This is a genomic window from Actinospica sp., assembly GCF_035552695.1.
Taxonomy (GTDB): Bacteria; Actinomycetota; Actinomycetes; order Streptomycetales; family Catenulisporaceae; genus Actinospica.
Genome location: NZ_DASZKT010000139.1, coordinates 1 through 18,354, shown reverse-complemented (window position 1 = coordinate 18,354; position 18,354 = coordinate 1). Strand labels below are relative to the sequence as shown.

The window sequence follows — 18,354 nt, the reverse complement described above, 5'->3', positions numbered from 1 at the left end:
GGGTATCGTGCATTTCGTGAGCAGCACGCAGCACGCGCAGACCGAAAGCCCCCGGCAGGCCGTGCCGGACGCGACCGGCAGCACATCCCCGGCGGCGGACTCCGCGTTCCTCCGCGCCTGCCGCCGAGAACCCGTCCCGCACACGCCCGTCTGGTTCATGCGCCAGGCCGGCCGTTCGCTGCCCGAGTACAAGAAGGTCCGCGAGGGCATTCCGATGCTCGAATCCTGCTTCATGCCGGAACTCGTCGCCGAGATCACCATGCAGCCGGTGCGGCGCTACGGCGTGGACGCGGCCGTCTTCTTCAGCGACATCGTGACGCCGCTCAAGGCGATGGGGCTCGACCTGGAGATCAAGCCGGGCGTCGGCCCGGTCATCGCCGAGCCGGTCCGCTCCGCGGCCGACCTCGACCGGCTGCGCGCGCCCGAGCCGGACGAGCTCGCGCCGATCGCCGCCGCGGTCAAGCTGCTCACCGCCGAACTCGGCGCCACCCCGCTGATCGGCTTCGGCGGCGCGCCCTTCACGCTCGCCAGCTACCTGATCGAGGGCGGCCCCTCGAAGGGCCACGAGCTCACCAAGGCCATGATGTACGGCGACCCGCAGCTGTTCACCGCGCTGCTCGACCGGATCGCCGACATCACCTCGGCCTTCCTGCTCACCCAGATCGACGCGGGCGCCTCCGCGGTCCAGCTGTTCGACTCCTGGGTCGGCGCGGTCGCCCCGGTCGACTACCGGAAGTACGTGCAGCCCACCTCCGCCAAGGTCTTCGCCGCCGTAGCCTCCCGCGGCGTGCCGCGCATCCACTTCGGCGTCGGCACCGGCGAGCTGCTGCGCGACCTGGGCGAAGCCGGGGCCGACGTGGTCGGCGTCGACTGGCGGGTTCCGCTGGACGAGGCCGCGCGCCGCGTCGGGCCGGACAAGGCCCTCCAGGGCAACCTCGACCCGGCGGTGCTGTTCGCCCCGCCCGCCGCGCTCGACGCCGCGGTGCAGCGGGTGCTTGACGACGCCGCCGAACTGCCGGGACACGTCTTCAACCTCGGCCACGGGGTCCCGCCCAACGCCGATCCGGGACAGCTGGCCCGGGTCGTCGACTACGTGCACGAACACACCGCCCGGAGCTGACCGTGCCGTCCACGACGCCCCCCACTGCCGCCCCGCGACGGCTGCTCGTCGTCGGCGGCGGCGTCTCCGGGCTCGCCGCGGCGCGGGCCGGGCTGGACGCCGGTCTCGCCGTCACCCTGCTCGAGGCCTCGCCCGGCTACGGCGGCAAGCTCGTCCTCGGGCACGTCGCCGGGGCCACCGTGGACCTCGGCGCCGAGTCGATCCTGGCCCGGCGGCCCGAGGGCGTGGCGATGGCCAAGGCGGTCGGGCTCGCGGACGACGTCGTGCACCCGGCCACCACCGCCGCCGGGATCTGGAGCCGCGGCGAACTGCACCCGCTGCCCGCCGGCCAGCTGATGGGCGTCCCCGGGGATCTTCGAGCCCTGAGCGCCAGCGGCGTGCTCGGCTCCCGCGGCCTGGCCCGCGTGCAGGCCGACCGGGTGATGCCGAAGACCCCGGTCACCGAGGACGTGGCGGTGGGCGAGTACATCGGGCGCCGCCTCGGCCGCGAGGTCGTGGAACGGCTCGTCGAACCGCTGCTCGGCGGCGTCTACGCGGGCCACGCCGACAAGCTCTCGCTGCGCGCCACCGTCCCGCAGCTCGCCCCGCTGGCCGCGGCCGGGACCCCGCTGACCACCGGCGTGCGCGACCTGCTCGCCAAGGGCGCGGCCGCCGCGTCGGCCACCGGCGAGGCGCCGAAGCCGGTGTTCGCCGGGATCCGCGGCGGCGTGGGACGGCTGCCCGCCGCGATCGCGACCGAGGTCGCCGAGCGCGGCGCCGATCTGCGTACTGACATAGCCGTTCGGGCTCTGCGACGGACCGGGACCGGCTGGCGCGCCGAGCTTTCCGACGGATCGTTCGAGGACTGCGAGGCCGTGGTGCTCGCCGTTCCGGCCTATGTCGCCCGCGACCTGCTGACCGAGCACGCGCCCTCCGCCGCCGCCGAGCTGGCGGAGATCGAGTACGCCTCGATGGCGATCACGACCTTCGCCTTCCATCGCAGTGCCCTGGCGGACGTGCCGCTCGGCTCCGGCTTCCTGGTGCCCCCGGCGGACGGCCGCGCGATCAAGGCCGCGACCTTCTCCAGCGTCAAGTGGCCCTGGCTCGCGCACAGCGCGGGCGACCTGGTCGTCATGCGCACCTCGCTCGGCCGGGCCGGCGAGACCGAGATCCTGGAGCGCGCGGACGAGGAACTGGCCAAGGCCGCGCTCGTCGACCTCGGCGACGCGATCGGGCTGAGCTCCGCCCCGGTGGACCGGCACGTGCAGCGCTGGACGGACGCGCTGCCGCAGTACGCGGTGGGCCACCTCGACCGGGTCGCCCGGATCCGCGCCGCGCTGCCGCCCGGCCTCGCCGTGGCCGGCGCCGCGTACGACGGCGTGGGCATCCCGGCCTGCATCGCCTCCGCCGGCACCGCTGTAAGCACGCTGATCGAAGGGAACGAGGAGAAATGACGGACACCGCGGGCACCGAGGCTCAAGACAGGCCCGTGAGCCGCAAGGCGCGCGAGCTGAACGAGGAGATCCGCTACACCAGCTGGTCGGTCTTCAAGGCGGTCGCCGAGCTCCCCGAGGACGAGGGCCTGCGCGCGGGCTACGCCGAGGAGGTCGAGCAGCTGTTCACCAAGCTCGCCGCCGACCTGGACGTCGTCGTCCGCGGCGCCTACGACACCGCCGGCATGCGCGCCGACGCCGACCTGATGCTCTGGGCGCACGCCCCGTCCGCCGAGGCGCTGCAGGAGCTCTACTCCTCGTTCCGCAAGACCCTGCTCGGCCAGTGCTGCGAGCCGACCTGGACCGGCATGGCGCTGCACCGCCCCGCGGAGTTCAACAAGAGCCACATCCCCGCGTACCTGGCCGGCGAGGCCGCCCGCGACTGGGCCTGCGTCTACCCCTTCGTACGCTCCTACGAGTGGTACCTGCTCCCGGACGAGGAGCGCCGCGCGCTGCTCGCCGAGCACGGCAAGATGTCCCGCGACTACCCGGACGTGCGTGCCAACACCGTGCCGTCCTTCGCGCTCGGCGACTACGAGTGGCTGCTCTGCTTCGAGGCCGACGACCTGCACCGCATCGTGGACCTGATGCGGCACCTGCGCGGCTCCGAGACCCGGCGCCACGTGCGCGTCGAGATCCCGTTCTACACCGGCCGCCGCAAGACGCTCGGCGAAATCGTCAGAGTTCTGCCGTAGCCGGGATCCATATTCGCAGGGTTTTCAACGGGCGTCCGCGACTTCGCGGACGCCCGCTGTTTAATCAACCTGCGAATTCAGCCTACTTTCAGCCGATGGTGGTGCTGGTCAGCGACGGCGTGGTGGATGGGTAGCCCACCGCGCTGGCGTTGACGCTGAGGCCGAGCACCGAGATGACGGCGGTGAAGGTCAGGCCGGGGCTGCTGTAGCTGGTGCCCGACAGCGAGCTGGTGATGGTGCCGGACGAGCCCGAGGTCAGGTTGAGCGTGAGCGTCGGCAGGGTGAACGTGGTGCCGGCGTTGATCGGGCCCGGTATGGAGATGGTGATCTCGCCGGAGGCCTCGGAGACGCTCGGGGTGCCGGAGCCGTAGTTGCTGCCGCCGGCGAGCGAGGCCGAGTCGTAGGTGGAGTTCGCGGGCACCGGAACCTCGAGCTTGATGCCGTTGATCGACTTGACGGTGTATCCGCTGGCGCTGGTGGGAACGGTGATCGAGCCAACGGACTCGGTGATGGTCAGGGCGGAGTCGGCCGCGACCGTGCTGGGCGCGGAGGCGGTGACCGAGGCGCTGACCGTGAACGTGCCGGTCTGGCCGACCGCGCTGGCCTGGCAGTCGTAGGTGACCCCGGTGGCCGCGCTGGCGGTCGAGGCGACGCCGAACGCGGTCAGGGCGGCGAGGAGGGCGACGGCCAGCGGCCGCCGCGCGGGGGAGAGGGAAGGGGACATGGCTGTATCGCACCTCGTATTGGATTTGTGGGTTTCCATGGGAGGTGAGCCGGCTCGGCCGTGAGTCTACTGCGGGCTACTCGCGTGTCTACCGGCCGGTAGCGAACACGGGCCATATTTTCGGTGTTATTTCCCTTCGTGCACAGAAGGGCATCGAACACATATTCACGGCCGGTTGTCAGGAATATGTGTCGTCTTATTCAATGCTTGTTGTTTCCGACAACTTAGCCCCGGTCAGACGGCGGGCTGCTGCTGCGTGATGCAGTGGATGCCGCCGCCGCGCTCGAAGATCGGGCGGGCGTCGACGACCTCGATCTTGCGGCCGGGCAGCAGCGTGCCGAGGATCTCCGCGGCCTGCCGGTCGCGCGGGTCGTCGAAGCCGCAGAGCAGGGCGAAGCCGTTGCCGAGGTAGTGGTTGATGTACGAGTAGTCCACCGGCTCGCCGTCCGCCTCGGTCAGCACGGTCGGCGCGGGCAGTTCGACCACCTCCAGCGCACGTCCGCGGGCGTCGGTGGACGCGCGCAGCAGGGCGGCGTTCTCCTTGCCCACCTCGTGGTCCGGGTGCGCGGGGTCGGGCTGCGTGTGCACGACGACCACGCCGGGACGGACGAATGCCGCCACGATGTCCACGTGCCCGCGCGTGCCGAACTCGCCGTAGTCGCGGGTCAGGCCGCGCGGCAGCCAGATGACCTTGCGTACGCCGAGGAACGCCGACAGTTCGGCTTCGACCCCTTGCCTGGTCCACTCCGGGTTGCGGCCCGGGTCGAGCTGCACGGTCTCGGTGATCAGTACCGTGCCCTCGCCGTCCACGTGGATGCCGCCGCCCTCGTTGACCAGCCGGGAGGCGAAGCGCCGGGCCCCGGCCAGCTCGCCGACCGACCCGGCGATCTCGGCGTCCTTGTCCCACTGCGCCCAGGACTGCGCGCCCCAGCCGTTGAAGATCCAGTCGGCGGCCGCCAGTTCGCCGTTGTTCACCAGGAAGGTCGGGCCGATGTCGCGCATCCAGGCGTCGTTCAGCGGGCGTTCGACCTTGGTCACGGCCGGGTCGAGCCACTCGGTCGCGGACGCGCGTGCCGCGGGGTCCACCACCATCGTCACCGGCTCGTACCGCGCGATCGTGTTCGCGACCTGAGACCAGGCGCGGTACGCGTCCGTTGGATCCTCGCCGAGTGTGTATCCCTCCGTGGGCCAGGCCATCCAGGTGCGCTCGTGCGGCGACCACTCGGCGGGCATCGCGAATCCGAGCTCTGCGGGGGTGGGCATGGTGGGGGGCTCCTCGGTTACAGGAAGTACAGGCGGGAGAGCGGCACGGACTCGGCCGGGGGAGAGGTGACCGGCTCGCCGTCCAGGGTGACCCGGCCGGTCGCCGGGGCCACCTCGACGAGCCCGAGCCGCGCGTTGCGCACCATCGAGGCCGGGCCGATGCCCCGGGTGCCGCGCACCGCGACGCGGCGGCGGCGCGAGGGGAAGCGGTCGGATTCGGACTCGGCGGCCGAACCGGAGACGAAGGCCACCGACAGGTCCGCCGCCGTCGCACCGTGCGCCCCGAACTGCGGGCCGAGCACCAGCGGCTCGCACCGGTCCGTCGCCGCGTTCGGGTCGCCGACGACGCCGTACGCCGGGAATCCGGCCTTCAGCACCAGTTGCGGCTTCGCGCCGAAGTATCCGGGCCGCCACAGGACCACATCCGCCAGTTTGCCGACCTCCAGCGAGCCGATCTCGTGCGCCAGGCCGTGCGCGATCGCCGGATTGATCGTCAGCTTCGCGATGTAGCGCAGAATCCGCTCGTTGTCGTGCGCGCCGAGTTGCGTGCCGTCGAGCCCGCCGAGCTCGGCCTTCATCTTGGCGGCGACGGCGAAGGTGCGGCGAACGGTCTCCCCGGCGCGGCCCATGCCCTGCGCGTCCGACGAGGTGATCGGGATGACGCCGAGGTCGTGCAGCACGTCCTCCGCGCCCATCGTGCCCGCGCGGATCCGGTCCCTGGCCATCGCGGCGTCGCCGGGCAGATCGGGCTTCAGGTCGTGGGCCGAGACGATCATGCCGAAGTGCTCGCCGAGCGCGTCCCGGCCGAAGGGCAGCGTCGGGTTCGTGGAGGAGCCGATCACGTTGGGCACGCCGGCCAGCCGCAGCACGTTCGGCACGTGGCCGCCGCCGCAGCCCTCGATGTGGAAGGCGTGGATCGTGCGGCCCTCGAGCACCGCGAGGGTGTCCTCCACGGACAGGCACTCGTTCAGGCCGTCCGTGTGCAGCGCGACCTGCACGTCGTACTCCTCGGCGACGCGCAGCGCGGTGTCCAGGGCCCTGGCGTGCGCACCCATGTCCTCATGTACCTTGAGGCCGCTCGCCCCGCCCTCGACCAGCGCCTCGACCAGCGGATCAGCGTTCGATGACGATCCGCGGGCCAGGAAGCCGATGTTCACCGGCCAGGCGTCGAAGGCGTTGAACGCGTGCCGCAGCGCCCACGGCGAGTTCACCCCGACACCCCAGACCGGGCCGAACTCCTGGCCGATGATCGTGGTCACGCCGGAGGCGAGCGAGGCCTCCATGATGCGCGGCGAGAGCAGGTGCACGTGCGTGTCGATGGCCCCGGCCGTGGCGATCATGCCCTCGCCCGACACGATCGTCGTCCCGGTTCCGACGACGACTTCGATGCCTGACACGGTGTCCGGGTTCCCGGCGCGCCCCATCGCGTGGATCCGGCCGTCCCGGATGCCGATCGAGGTCTTGCCGATGCCGAGCACCGGGTCGATCACCAGCACGTTGCTGATGACCAGGTCGCAGGTGGCGCGGACGGACGCGGCCTTCAGGTGCAGTCCGTCGCGCGCCGTCTTGCCGAAGCCCGCGAGGAATTCGTCGCCGGGGCGCTGCGAGTCGAACTCGACCTGGGCCAGCAGGCCGCTGTCACCGAGCGCGACGCGGTCGCCGACGCGCGGGCCGTGCACGGAGACGTACTGTTCGGCCTCGAAGGTCATCGTCCGGCCTCCGTCTCGGTGCTCAGGTAGCCGCACGCGGCGGCTTTCGCGAGCGCGCGCTCCTTGGCGCCGGGCTCGTCCAAGGACCCGTCGACCAGTCCGGCGAACCCGATCGCCACCCGGTCCCCGCCGATCGGCACCAGTTCGACCCGCACGGTCGCGCCCGGATCGAAGCGCACCGAGGATCCCGCGGGTACGCCGAGATGACGCCCGTACGCCGCGGACCGGTCGAAGCGCAGCCGCGGGTTCGCCTCGAAGAAGTGGAAGTGCGAGGTGACGGAGATGGGGACGGAGGCGGTGTTGACGACGTCCACGGAGACCGTGTCGCGCGGAGCATCCGCAGGGTATTGAGACTCGTCGCGCGGCAGGATCGCGCCCGGCCCGGACGACGGCTCGTCGCTGCCGATCGGGTCCGAGATCACCGCGAGCCGGGTGCCGTCCTGGAAGACCGCCTCGACCTGCACCTCGGTGACGATCGCGGCGACGCCCGGCAGCACGTCCCGCGGCCCGAGCACCTCGCGTCCGGCCACGACCGCGTCCGCGAGCCGTGCTCCGTCCCGCGCCGCCTCGCACACCGTGTCGGCGATCAGCGCCACCGCCTCGGGCACGTTCAGCCGCAGGCCGCGGGCGCGGCGCGCGCGGGCGAGCTCGGCCGCGGTGAAGATCAGCAGCCGGTCCCGCTCGGTCGGAGTCAGTCGCATGAGGCCAGTCCACCACAGCGCGCACCGCGCCGGCAGCGAACGGAGCCGTGCAAGCCGTAACCGATCCGGCCATCCGGCTGCCAGCCCGTTTCCCCGCGGCTACGCCCCGCGCGGCTCCAGCGTCAGCGAGATCGAGTTGATGCAGTAGCGCTGGTCGGTCGGCGTCGGGTAGCCCTCGCCCGCGAAGACGTGGCCGAGGTGCGAGCCGCACTTGGCGCAGCGGACCTCCGTGCGCACCATGCCGAGCGTGCTGTCCTGGATCAGCTCCACGGCGTCGCTGTCCGCCGGGTCGAAGAACGACGGCCAGCCGCAGTGCGAGTGGAACTTCTCGGTCGAGCGGAACAGCTCATTGCCGCAGGCCCGGCAGTGGTATACGCCCTCTGTCTCGGTGTCCGTGTACTCGCCCTTGTACGCGGCTTCGGTGCCCGCCTTCCGCAGCACCCGGTACTCCGCCGGGGAGAGTTGCGCGTGCCACTCGTCCTCGGTCTTCGCTACTTCGTATCCCATGCTTCGAGGTTACGTGACTTACGTGATGAGGTAGCGCGCGAACAGGAAGCCGTCATCGGTCAGTAAGGTATGCAGGCTCAGCCCGATCGGCGCCGGGAACTGCGGGCCGTCCAGCAGCCGCAGCCCGTCACCCGCCCTGAGCTGCGGAGAGATGGACAGGCAAAGCTCGTCCAACCGGCCGACGGCGGCTACGGCGGCCAGCAGCTTCGGCCCGCCCTCGCACAGCAGCCGACCACGCCCGCTGTCCACGAGCCGGTCCACCGCCTCGGCCAGGTCCACCCGGCCGTGCGGACCGGCGATCAGCACCTCGCCCGCCGCGCGGGCCCGCTCCAGCCGGTCCGCCGGCGCGTCGGCGACGGTCACTGTGATGGTCGGGGTGACGGCCTCGGTGTAGAGCGGCGAGTCGAAATCCACCTCGAGCGACGCGCTGACCACGGCGATCGCGGCCGCGGGCGGCTGTCCGTCCCGTGCTCGGGCCGCGGCGAACTCCTCGCGGGCGACGACGGGCCGCCGATAGCCCTCGGTACGCACGGTGGCCCCGCCGACGAGCACCACGTCGGCCAGGCCGCGCAGCGTCCGCAGCACCCGCAGATCCGCCGGTCCGGACAGGCCGCGCGAGGCGCCGTCCGCCTGCGCCAGGCCGTCCACCGAGGCGACGAGGTTGGCTCGGAGCCAACGCCGCGCGTTTCGCGGATACGCGTAGACGGTGGACAGCTCCGGCTCGCCGGATCTGGGGGGCTCGGGGATCAGTTGCCGCATACACCGCATCGTAGGTGTGGAACGAGGAGTACAGCGGCAGCTCGCGCGGCCTTCCGGGCAAGCGCGGTCGGGAGAGTGAGGCAGCTCACGTGGCACTGTGCTGCAGCTCACGCGGCTACCTGCCATGATCACATTCCGCGCCGGATAAAATTGATCATGTGACGATCGCCGAGCGCGGCTACGCGAACTCCCTCACCGGGCGCCGTCCCGCCGTCTCCGCCGATCGGCTGATCGGGGAGCTCGTGCCGCCGCCGCGGTTCGCGCACGCGCGCTTCGACACCTACATACCGGACCCCGCCGAGCCCAGCCAGAGCGCCGCCCGCGACCTGCTGGCCGAGCGGGCCCGCGCGTGGTCCGCGCGATCCGGTTCGGGCAACGGCAAGTCCGGCATACGGGGGCTGCTGCGCCGTTCGGGGTCCGCCGGCTCCGAGGGGCGCGGCGTCTACCTCGACGGCGGCTACGGCGTCGGCAAGACGCACCTGCTCGCCTCGCTCTGGCACGAGACCGAGGGGCCGAAGGTCTACGGCACCTTCGTCGAGTACACGAACCTGGTGGGGGCGCTCGGTTTCGGGCCCACGGTCGCGCACCTGGCCACCCAGCGGCTGGTCTGCATCGACGAGTTCGAACTCGACGACCCGGGCGACACGGTGCTCGTCTCCACGTTGCTCACCCGGCTCGCCGAGGCCGGCGTGCAGCTGGCCGCGACCTCGAACACGCTGCCCGACCAGCTCGGCGAGGGCCGGTTCGCCGCCGCCGACTTCCTGCGCGAGATCCAGGGGCTGGCCGCGCGCTTCACCGCGGTGCGCATCGAGGGCCAGGACTACCGGCGGCGCGACGGCGCCACCGCGCCGGATCCGCTGTCGGACGCGGCGATCCACGGCTACGCCGGTCTCGAGGGCTCCGGCCGCTTCGTCGACGACTTCGACGCGCTGGTGACCCATCTCAGTACCCTTCATCCGAGCCGCTACGGAGCGCTGCTCGACGGCGTCGACTCGCTCGGGCTGCTCGGCATGCGGCCGATCGAGGACCAGAACGCCGCGCTGCGCTTCGTGGTGTTCGTCGACCGTCTCTACGACCGTTCCGTCCCGGTGCTCGCCTCCGGCGTCGCCGCCGACCGGCTGTTCCGGCCTGAACTGCTCGGCGGCGGGTATCGCAAGAAGTACCTGCGTGCCGTCAGCCGGCTGATCTCGCTGACGAAGGCGGGTGCGGCCCTGGTCGTGCAGGGCTGAAAACCGTTGGTGAACGTGCGGTGAACCTGACTCTTCCAGCAGGTGAACTCGTCACGACTCGATGGTGCGCAGTACGCGCTGGCATGGGAGAATCCGCCTCATGGCGCAAGCGAAGCAGGGTAAGAAGCAGGCCAAGCAGGAGAAGCAGGCCAAGGAAGACGTGAAGGCCGAGAAGCTCGAGCAGGCCGCGAAGGGCGACAAGGCGCGCACCAAGGACCTCAAGAAGGTCGTCCGCGCCAAGGCCGACAAGGCGGTCGAGGCCACCAAGGCCACCGCCAAGTCCGCCGCGAAGCGTGCCAAGGACTTCGAGGCCGAGGCGCGCCGGGCCCAGGAGGAGTACCAGGCCGCCAAGGCCACGGCGAAGGCCGTGCTCAAGGTCGAGGACACCGAGCTCGCGCCAGAGCAGGCCAAGGAACTCGTGGAGAAGGTCGCCGCGCAGATCGTCGCCGCCGAGGCCGCCGCCGTCGACTCCGGCATCCCCGAGGCCGGCCTCACCGAGGTGCTCAGGCTCAAGCCCGGCGCCCCCGTGGACCTCGGCGCGCTCGACACGCGCGGCACGCCCGGCGTCGGAAACCGGGCGCAGGTCGAGGCACAGCTCCCGGCGCTCGCCGCCCGCGTGGCCGAGCTGCAGGAGCGGCTCTACGCCGCGGCCGTCGGCGGGGCTTCGCCGCGTCGCGTGCTGCTCGTGCTGCAGGGCATGGACACCTCGGGCAAGGGCGGGACGGTGCGCCACGTCGTCAGCCTGCTCGACCCCAACGGCACCCGCCTCAAGGCCTTCAAGGCGCCCACGGCGGAGGAGCTGGAGCACGACTTCCTCTGGCGGGTGCGCAACAACGTCCCGGAGGCCGGGCAGATCGGCATCTTCGACCGCTCGCAGTACGAGGACGTGCTCGTCGCGAAGGTCCGCAAGCTCGCGCTGCCGATGCACATCGGCCGCCGCTACAACTCGATCAACCGCTTCGAGCAGTCCCTGGCCGACGAAGGCTGCGTGATCGTGAAGTGCTTCCTGCACATCTCGCCCGAGGAGCAGCGCGAGCGGCTGCTGGCCCGGCTCGAGGACCCGAACAAGCACTGGAAGTACAACCCCACGGACGTGGACGACCGGCTGCTGTGGCCGGACTTCCAGGAGGCCTACCGGATCGCGCTGGAGCGCTGCGGCACCGAGGCGGCGCCCTGGCACGTGATCCCGGCCGACCGCAAGTGGTACCGGAACTACGCCGTGCTCCGGCTGCTGATCGAGGCGCTCGAGTCGATCGATCCGCAGTACCCGTCCGGCCACTTCGACCTCGCCGCGGAGCGGGCCCGGGTGCTCGCCTCCTGAGACCGGCGACCAAGGTTCTCCTGTTACTTACGCATGATCGCAGTACTCCGCCGATCGGGTCGAGTAGGGCAACCCCGGCGGCGCAGCCTCGTTCTCCCTGGCAGACGCGTTCCGCGACATAGGGAGTAACCATGAAGAAGATGCTGGGCCTGGCTGCCGCCGCGGCGGTCGCCCTGCCGATCCTCGCTCCGGCCGCCGCGATGGCCGATGACTCGGGCACGCAGAGCGAGCCGCCGCTCAGCGCCGACATGCAGGGTTGGTCCGCCGGCCTGGGCAACGTCGGTCTCGGTGCCGGCGAGGCGAGCATGGCCGCGGTGCACGGTCTGCCGATCTACGTCCTCGGCCTCGGCTGGCTGCCGCCGCAGGTCGCGACCACCCTGGGCTGGAACTACACCAACGAGCCCGAGGCCTACGGCGTGCACGTCGCGACGGAGAACGACGAGCACTGAGGAAGCGGGCCCGCAGGGGCCCTCGCCGCCGCATCAGCGTCGCAGGGCGCTTCCGCTCCGGATCCCGGGGCGGGGGCGCCCTGCGCGCGTATGCGGATCCTTAGCCAGCGCGGCGGTGGCGCGGCGCAGCAGCAGCCGCGTCAACGCCGGATCCACGTCGGCCGGGGTGGCGAACGGAGCGGCCATCCGGATTCCCGGGGCCCCCGTGGCGACCCGGTCGGCCAACAGCCCGGGAGCGAGGAAGTAGCTTGCGATCACGACGTCCCGCGCGCCCGCCGCGCGGGCCGCGCCGACCGCCTCGGCAGCGCCGGGAGCCGCGGCCCCCGCGTAGGCGGGGCTGACACTGTGCCAGCCGGTGCGGGCCCACTCGGCGGCCGCCGACTCCAGCACGCCGCGCGCCGCCGCGTCCGAGGTGCCGGCGGAGGCGAGCACCACCGCCGTGTCCGGATCCCCCGGCCACACCCCGAGCTCCCGAAGGCGTGACTCCATCGCCTCGACGAGCAGCGGATCGGGGCCGAGGGGATCCGCGACGACGATCCGCGCGTGCGAGACGGCCGCGCCGGCCCGCGCGACCACCTCCGGCACGTCGTGCGCCACGTGGTAGCCGTGGTTCAGGAACATCGGCACGGCCACGATCGGCTCGCCGCCGCCCTCGCGCGCCAGCAGCCGCGCGGACTCGACCACGTCGGGCCCGCAGAGCCCGAGGTGCCCGACCAGCGCGGCGTGCCCCTGCTGACGCAGCTTCAGGCACAGCGTCTCGTAGGACGCCGCGTAACGCGGGTCCCGAGATCCGTGGGCGACGAGAAGCAGTCGGCTCATGCGCACATCTCGCCGATGCTCGACCGCGACAGAACTGTGCTCAATGGTTCGCTCGCAAGCTCGCTCACGCTCTGGCCAGTCCCCGGCTGCGCAGCAGCCGCCGCTCGATCGGCGAGAAGAACAGCGCGTTGATGCCGATACCGATGATCAGGATGATGATCAGCACGCCGAAGGCCGTCGACATGTCGTTCTGGTCGCCCGCCTCGGCCATCGCCTGGCCCACGCCGGGGCCGAGATGCGGGGACACGGCGATCAGCTCGGCCGCCATCAGCGACCGCCAGGAGAACGCCCAGCCCTGCTTCAGGCCACTGACATAGCCGGGCAGCACGGCCGGGAACAGCACGTACCGCGCCGCGTTCAGGCCGCGCGCGCCGAGGTTGCGGCCGACCCGCGTGTAGATCGGCGGGATCTGGTCGATGCCGTCGATCAGGCCGATCGCCACCGACGGGATCGCGCCGAGCAGCACCACGGTGTAGATCGTCCCGCTGGTGACGCCGAACCACATGATGCCGATCGGCACCCACGCCACCGAGGGCAGCGACTGCAGGCCGGACAGGATCGGCTGGATCGCCGCGCGCAGCCACGGATTGCGCGCGATCGACATGCCGATCACCGTGCCGACCACCACCGAGATCGCGAAGCCGAGCACGCCGCGGGAGACCGAGTTCCAGATCGCCTGGGTCAGCTGGTAGGTGCCCCAGTTCGAGGTGATCGCGTCCCACACGTCGGCCGGGCCGGGCAGCACGTACGCGGGCTTGATCTGCGCGAGGACCAGGAGGTCCCAGATCAGCAGCAGCACCACGACGGCCACCACCGGCGGCAGGATCTTCGCCACGAACACGCGCCGCCACCACGGTTTGCGCGCCTCGGCGGCGGACTCCAGCGCGTCCAGGCCGGCCTCGAGCGAGGTGAACTCGGCCTCGGGCTCGGGGGAGGTCTCCTCGATGACGTCAGTTGTTGCCATGGCGGCTGATCTCCTTGTGCAGCTCGGCGGTGATCTCGCGGGTCAGGGCGGTCACCGCGGCGTCCTCGATCCGGCGCGGCTGCGGGATCTGCACCCGCCATTCCCGGGCGATCCGGCCCGGACGGGAGGACAGCAGGATGACGCGCTGGCCCAGGCGCGCGGCCTCGCGCACGTTGTGCGTCACGAAGATGACGGTGAGACCGGTCTCCGACCAGAGCTTGACCAGCTCGTCGTGCAGCACGTCCCGGGTGATGGCGTCGAGCGCGGCGAACGGCTCGTCCATCAGCAGCACATCAGCCTGCTGAGCCAGCGAACGGGCCAGCGCGACCCGCTGCCGCATGCCGCCGGACAGCTCGTGCACCCGCTTGTCGTACGCGGAGCCGAGCCGGACCAGGCCGAGCAGCCGCTGCGCCTCGCCGCGCCGCTCGTCCCGATCCCGCACGCCGCGCAGCTTCAGCGCCAGCTCCACGTTGCGCCCCGCGGTCAGCCACGGGAACAGCGCGGACTCCTGGAACATCAGCGCGGCGTGCCCGGGCCGCGAGCCCGTCCCCGGCAGCTCGATCGAGCCCGAGCTGGCCGGGTCCAGGCCCGCGATCAGGTTGAGCAGCGTCGACTTGCCGCAGCCGGAGGCGCCGAGCAGGCAGACGAACTCGCCGGGCGCCACGGACAGGTCGATCCCGTCCAGCACCGGCACGCCGCCCTTGCCGAAGGACTTGGTCACGCCGGTCAGTCGTACGGATGCCGGTTCTACCTCGAGCGCGTTGCCTACGGTCGCGGTCACAGTCATTTCTGCCCTTGTCTCCTGAGTCGGTTGGTCACGAGGTGGGGACTGAGGATTCGCCGGCCTTCGTCAGCTCCTGGTTGAGCAGCGTCAGGTCGAAGATCCCGGTGAGCGGGGTGTTCTTGAGCAGGCCGTCCGAGACGGCATGGGCGAGCGAGGTCTGCAGCGAGGAGACCAGCGGGTCGTTGGTCACCGACTCCTCGGTCCAGGAACGCTGGATCTCGCTGGTCTTGATCGTCGAGCCGGTCAGCTTCTTGATGGCGCCGCTGATCAGCGTCTGCGCGGCGGAGGTGTTCGCCAGGATCCACTTGTTCGTGGCGATCTGCGAGTCCAGCAGCTCGGCCACCGTCTGCGGGTGCGCCTGCAGGTAGGCGGTGTTCACGACCAGGTTCGTCGTGGCGAACTGGCCGCTCGGCCACAGTGACTTCTCGTCCACCAGCACGTGGCCCTTGCCCTCGACCACCAGCCGCGAGGCCCAGGGCTCGGGCACCCACGCGCCCTGGATCTTGCCCTGCTCGAACAGGCTCAGCGTGGTGGCGTTCGCCTCCGGCTGCACGCTGACGTCGCCGCCGCCCTGCAGGGTGGTCGAATAGCCCTGCTGCTTGAGCCAGTAGCGCAGCGCCACGTCCTGCGTGTTGCCGAGCTGCGGGTCGGCGATCGTGGTGCCCTTGAGCTGCGCGGCCGAGGTGATGGAGGAGTCGACGACGAGTTCGGCGCCGCCGGTCTCCGCGCCCGCGACGATCGTCAGGCCCTGCTTGTTCGACTTGGTCCAGGCCGAGAGCGCCGAGGACGGGCCGACGTACGCGGCGTCCAACTGGCCGGACAGCAGAGCGGTCATCTCCTGCGGTCCCGCGTTGAAGATCGTGGTGTTCAGGGAGGTCGAGCCGAGGTCCTTGGCCAGAGTGCCGTTCGCCACCTCCGCGATCGCGGTGGAGTGGGTGACATTGGCGAAGTAGCCGAGCCGCAGGGAGGAGGCCGGGGTGCCGGAGGATGTTCCGGAGGCGCTCGTCGCGGTGGAGCCGGTGCCGGCTGTCGCGTGTGCGCACGCGCTGGTGACCGCGAGGGTCAGCGCGCCGACGGCGAGGGCGGCGACAGTGCGGGGCGCTAAGGGGAACTTTCCGGTTCTGGGCATGGATGTCCTCGCGAGGAGTCGAAGGGGAGTGAAGGGTGCGGCGCCGGTGTGGCTTCGGTACGGGTGGTACACCCGCTCAGCCGACCAGTACCCTTCGGCTCGATCGCGCCGGAGATCCCGGCCAGAATGAAATCGAATGCTGACATTCTTGTTACTCAGTCCTCTGATCCAAGCGGCACGCCCACCATGCCCGCGGTCAACGTCGTCCCGTCGGCGTCGTCGATCAGCAGGAAGGAGCCGGTGCGCCGGTGATCGGCGTAGTCGTCGAGCGGCAGCGCGACCGCGGTGCGCAGCGTGACCTGGCCGATGTCGTTGGCGTGCAGCGCCTGCGGACCCGGGTCGCGGCGCAGCGTCTCCAGGTTCAGCGTCGAGTCCAGCGAGCGGACGATCGCCTTCACGGTCGCCGTGCCGTGCCGCAGCAGCACCCGGTCGCCGGCACGCAGCGGCCGGTCCGCGATGTGGCAGACGGTGGCGACCACGTCCTGCGTCACCCGCGGCGCGCGGTCGGCCGCGACGATGACGTCGCCGCGCGAGATGTCCACCTCGTCGGCCAGCCGCAGCGTGACGGACTGCGGCGCGTACGCCACGTCCACGTCCACGTCGCCGAGCCGGTCGATCCCGGCGATCGTGGTGCGCTTGCCCGAGGGCAGCACCAGCACCTCGTCGCCCGGACGGAACGCCCCGGCCGTGACCTGGCCCGCGTAGCCGCGGTAGTCGCGGAACTCGGCACTCTGCGGCCGCAGCACGTACTGCACCGGGAGCCGCGCCGCGCAGAACTGGGGATCGTGGTCCACGTCCACGTTCTCCAGGTGCTCGAGCAGCGTCGGGCCCGCGTACCAGTCCATGTGGTTCGACGGATCCACCACGTTGTCGCCGGCCAGCGCCGAGATCGGGATCGCGGTCACGTCCGGCACGCCCAGCGCGCGCGTGTAGGCGGCGAACTCGTCCGCGATCGGCGCGAACACCGACTCCTGATAGTCCACCAGATCCATCTTGTTCACCGCGAGCACCACGTGCGGCACCTTCAGCAGCGCGGCGACGGCCGCGTGCCGCTTGGTCTGCTCGACCACGCCGTGCCGCGCGTCCACCAGCACCACGGCCAGCTGCGCGGTCGAGGCGCCGGTGACCATGTTGCGGGTGTACTGCACGTGGCCGGGCGTGTCGGCGAGGATGAACCGGCGCTTCGGGGTCGCGAAGTAGCGGTAGGCGACGTCGATCGTGATGCCCTGCTCGCGTTCGGCCCGCAGGCCGTCGGTGAGCAGCGCCAGGTCGGCGCCGTCGAAGCCGCGCTCGCGGGAGACGCGCTCCACGGCGTCGAGCTGGTCGGCGAAGACCTGCTTCGTGTCGTGCAGCAGCCGGCCGACGAGCGTGGACTTGCCGTCGTCGACCGACCCGGCCGTGGCCAGGCGCAGCAGCGTACCGGTGGGTGCCAGCGGGGGTACCTGAATCGCGGTCATCTTTAGAAATACCCCTCGCGCTTGCGGTCTTCCATGGCGGCCTCGGAGAGCTTGTCGTCGGCCCTGGTCGCGCCGCGCTCGGTCAGCGTGGAGGCGGCGATCTCGGCGATGATCTCCTGCAGGGTCGCGGCGGTCGAGTCGACGGCGCCGGTGCAGGACATGTCGCCCACGGTCCGGTAGCGCACGCTGCGCAGCTCGACGGGCTCGCCGTCCTTCGGGCCGCCCCACTCGCCGGCCGTCAGCCACATCCCGCCGCGGCCGAACACCGCACGCTGGTGCGCGAAGTAGATCCCCGGCAGCTCGATCTTCTCCTGCTCGATGTACTGCCAGACGTCCAGCTCGGTCCAGTTGCTCAGCGGGAACACGCGCACGTGCTCGCCGGGCCGGTGCTTGCCGTTGTAGAGCGACCACAGCTCGGGGCGCTGCCTGCGCGGGTCCCACTGGCCGAACTCGTCCCGCAACGAGAAGACCCGCTCCTTCGCGCGGGCCTTCTCCTCGTCGCGGCGACCGCCGCCGAACACGGCATCGAATCGGTGCTGGTTGATCGCGTCCAGCAGCGGCACGGTCTGCAGCGGATTGCGGGTGCCGTCCGGGCGCTCGCGGAGCCGGCCGTCGTCGATGTAGTCCTGCACCTTCGCGACCTCGAGCCGCAGCCCGTGCTCGGCGACGGTGCGGTCCCGGTAGGCGAGCACCTCGGGGAAGTTGTGGCCGGTGTCCACGTGCAGCAGGCCGAAGGGCACCTTGGCGGGCCAGAAGGCCTTCATCGCCAGGTGCAGCATCACGATCGAGTCCTTGCCGCCGGAGAACAGCAGCACCGGACGCTCGAACTCGGCCGCGGCCTCGCGGAAGATGTGCACCGCCTCCGACTCGAGCGCGTCCAGGTGGCTCAGGCGAAGGGGGCTGGGTTCGAAGGTCTCCACGATGGTCATGTCAGTCTCCTTCGTCACGTGTGCAGTCCGCACTCGGTCTTCGCGAATCCGGCCCAGCGCCCCGCGCGCGGATCCTCGCCGGGGGCGACGCGCCGGGTGCAGGGAGCGCAGCCGATCGAGGTGTATCCGTCCTGGAAGAGCGGGTTGACCAGCACTCCGTGCTGCTCGATGTAGGTGTCCACGTCCTCGTCGGTCCAGGCGGCGATCGGGGAGATTTTGACCATGCCGCGCTTGGCGTCGAAGTCGACGACGCGGATGTCCTTGCGGGTGGGGGCGTCGACGCGGCGCATGCCGTTGATCCACGCGGTGTACGGAGCGAGGCC

Annotated in this window: 19 protein-coding genes; 6 read left to right on the top strand and 13 right to left on the bottom strand. The window is 71.3% G+C overall.

Translation table 11 applies throughout. From position 1 onward, the window contains the following. Nucleotides 1-61: 61 nt before the first annotated feature. From hemE to hemQ, 3 genes are read left to right on the top strand one after another with little or no spacing between them, the layout of a single operon-like run. Nucleotides 62-1,120, top strand: coding sequence for a uroporphyrinogen decarboxylase (gene hemE, locus VG296_RS17830; RefSeq protein ID WP_349259605.1), 1,059 nt, complete (start codon nucleotides 62-64; stop codon nucleotides 1,118-1,120). A 2-nt stretch (nucleotides 1,121-1,122) separates the two neighbouring features. Continuing rightward, the gene (hemG, locus tag VG296_RS17825) at nucleotides 1,123-2,553 is read left to right on the top strand and encodes a protoporphyrinogen oxidase (protein WP_325566934.1); all 1,431 of its coding nucleotides are present in this window, start codon (nucleotides 1,123-1,125) and stop codon (nucleotides 2,551-2,553) included. Further along, on the top strand, nucleotides 2,550-3,287 hold the full coding sequence (gene hemQ / locus VG296_RS17820; protein WP_325566932.1) for a hydrogen peroxide-dependent heme synthase: 738 nt from the start codon (nucleotides 2,550-2,552) through the stop codon (nucleotides 3,285-3,287). Before hemG ends, hemQ begins: the two co-directional genes overlap by 4 nt. A gap of 88 nt (nucleotides 3,288-3,375) precedes the next feature. On the opposite strand, the gene VG296_RS17815 is transcribed toward hemQ, so the two are convergent. The 6 genes from VG296_RS17815 to VG296_RS17790 all read right to left on the bottom strand — a co-directional run bounded on the left by VG296_RS17815 (nucleotide 3,376) and on the right by VG296_RS17790 (nucleotide 8,950). Further along, nucleotides 3,376-4,011, bottom strand: coding sequence for a hypothetical protein (locus VG296_RS17815; protein WP_325566930.1), 636 nt, complete (start codon nucleotides 4,009-4,011; stop codon nucleotides 3,376-3,378). Between the two features lie 234 nt (nucleotides 4,012-4,245). Beyond that, nucleotides 4,246-5,274: an agmatine deiminase family protein gene (locus tag VG296_RS17810; RefSeq protein ID WP_325566928.1), complete on the bottom strand. Its 1,029-nt coding sequence runs from the start codon at nucleotides 5,272-5,274 to the stop codon at nucleotides 4,246-4,248. 17 nt (nucleotides 5,275-5,291) lie between these two features. After that, nucleotides 5,292-6,983, bottom strand: coding sequence for an urease subunit alpha (locus tag VG296_RS17805; protein WP_325566926.1), 1,692 nt, complete (start codon nucleotides 6,981-6,983; stop codon nucleotides 5,292-5,294). After that, on the bottom strand, nucleotides 6,980-7,684 hold the full coding sequence (gene ureA, locus VG296_RS17800; RefSeq protein ID WP_325566924.1) for an urease subunit gamma: 705 nt from the start codon (nucleotides 7,682-7,684) through the stop codon (nucleotides 6,980-6,982). The genes VG296_RS17805 and ureA overlap by 4 nt, the downstream gene beginning before the upstream one ends. Before the next feature lie 99 nt (nucleotides 7,685-7,783). Beyond that, entirely contained in the window at nucleotides 7,784-8,191 is a 408-nt protein-coding gene (gene msrB / locus VG296_RS17795) for a peptide-methionine (R)-S-oxide reductase MsrB (protein ID WP_325566922.1), read from the bottom strand. Between the two features lie 18 nt (nucleotides 8,192-8,209). Then, nucleotides 8,210-8,950, bottom strand: coding sequence for a dihydrofolate reductase family protein (locus tag VG296_RS17790; RefSeq protein ID WP_325566920.1), 741 nt, complete (start codon nucleotides 8,948-8,950; stop codon nucleotides 8,210-8,212). Between the two features lie 158 nt (nucleotides 8,951-9,108). On the opposite strand from VG296_RS17790, the gene zapE reads away from it, so the two are divergent. The 3 genes from zapE to VG296_RS17775 all read left to right on the top strand — a co-directional run bounded on the left by zapE (nucleotide 9,109) and on the right by VG296_RS17775 (nucleotide 11,949). Further along, nucleotides 9,109-10,179, top strand: coding sequence for a cell division protein ZapE (gene zapE, locus VG296_RS17785; protein WP_325566918.1), 1,071 nt, complete (start codon nucleotides 9,109-9,111; stop codon nucleotides 10,177-10,179). Nucleotides 10,180-10,279: 100 nt separating this feature from the next. Beyond that, nucleotides 10,280-11,500, top strand: coding sequence for a PPK2 family polyphosphate kinase (locus tag VG296_RS17780; RefSeq protein WP_325566916.1), 1,221 nt, complete (start codon nucleotides 10,280-10,282; stop codon nucleotides 11,498-11,500). A 131-nt stretch (nucleotides 11,501-11,631) separates the two neighbouring features. Continuing rightward, nucleotides 11,632-11,949: a hypothetical protein gene (locus VG296_RS17775; RefSeq protein ID WP_325566914.1), complete on the top strand. Its 318-nt coding sequence runs from the start codon at nucleotides 11,632-11,634 to the stop codon at nucleotides 11,947-11,949. Nucleotides 11,950-11,982: 33 nt separating this feature from the next. On the opposite strand, the gene VG296_RS17770 is transcribed toward VG296_RS17775, so the two are convergent. The 7 genes from VG296_RS17770 to VG296_RS17740 form a co-directional block, all read right to left on the bottom strand. Beyond that, nucleotides 11,983-12,768, bottom strand: coding sequence for a sirohydrochlorin chelatase (locus tag VG296_RS17770; protein WP_325566912.1), 786 nt, complete (start codon nucleotides 12,766-12,768; stop codon nucleotides 11,983-11,985). A 64-nt stretch (nucleotides 12,769-12,832) separates the two neighbouring features. Next, nucleotides 12,833-13,732, bottom strand: a complete 900-nt coding sequence (locus VG296_RS17765) for an ABC transporter permease (protein WP_325566910.1) — start codon at nucleotides 13,730-13,732, stop codon at nucleotides 12,833-12,835. Beyond that, nucleotides 13,719-14,519, bottom strand: a complete 801-nt coding sequence (locus VG296_RS17760; protein WP_414641108.1) for an ABC transporter ATP-binding protein — start codon at nucleotides 14,517-14,519, stop codon at nucleotides 13,719-13,721. The genes VG296_RS17765 and VG296_RS17760 overlap by 14 nt, the downstream gene beginning before the upstream one ends. 28 nt (nucleotides 14,520-14,547) lie before the next feature. Then, nucleotides 14,548-15,645, bottom strand: a complete 1,098-nt coding sequence (locus tag VG296_RS17755; protein WP_325566906.1) for an ABC transporter substrate-binding protein — start codon at nucleotides 15,643-15,645, stop codon at nucleotides 14,548-14,550. Between the two features lie 155 nt (nucleotides 15,646-15,800). Then, a complete protein-coding gene (locus VG296_RS17750; protein WP_325566904.1) occupies nucleotides 15,801-17,102 on the bottom strand; it encodes a sulfate adenylyltransferase subunit 1 in 1,302 nt (433 codons plus the stop codon). 2 nt (nucleotides 17,103-17,104) lie between these two features. After that, on the bottom strand, nucleotides 17,105-18,031 hold the full coding sequence (cysD, locus tag VG296_RS17745; protein WP_325566902.1) for a sulfate adenylyltransferase subunit CysD: 927 nt from the start codon (nucleotides 18,029-18,031) through the stop codon (nucleotides 17,105-17,107). Nucleotides 18,032-18,045: 14 nt separating this feature from the next. Beyond that, nucleotides 18,046-18,354: phosphoadenosine phosphosulfate reductase family protein (locus VG296_RS17740; protein ID WP_325566900.1), on the bottom strand; the 309-nt coding region annotated here is incomplete at its 5' end.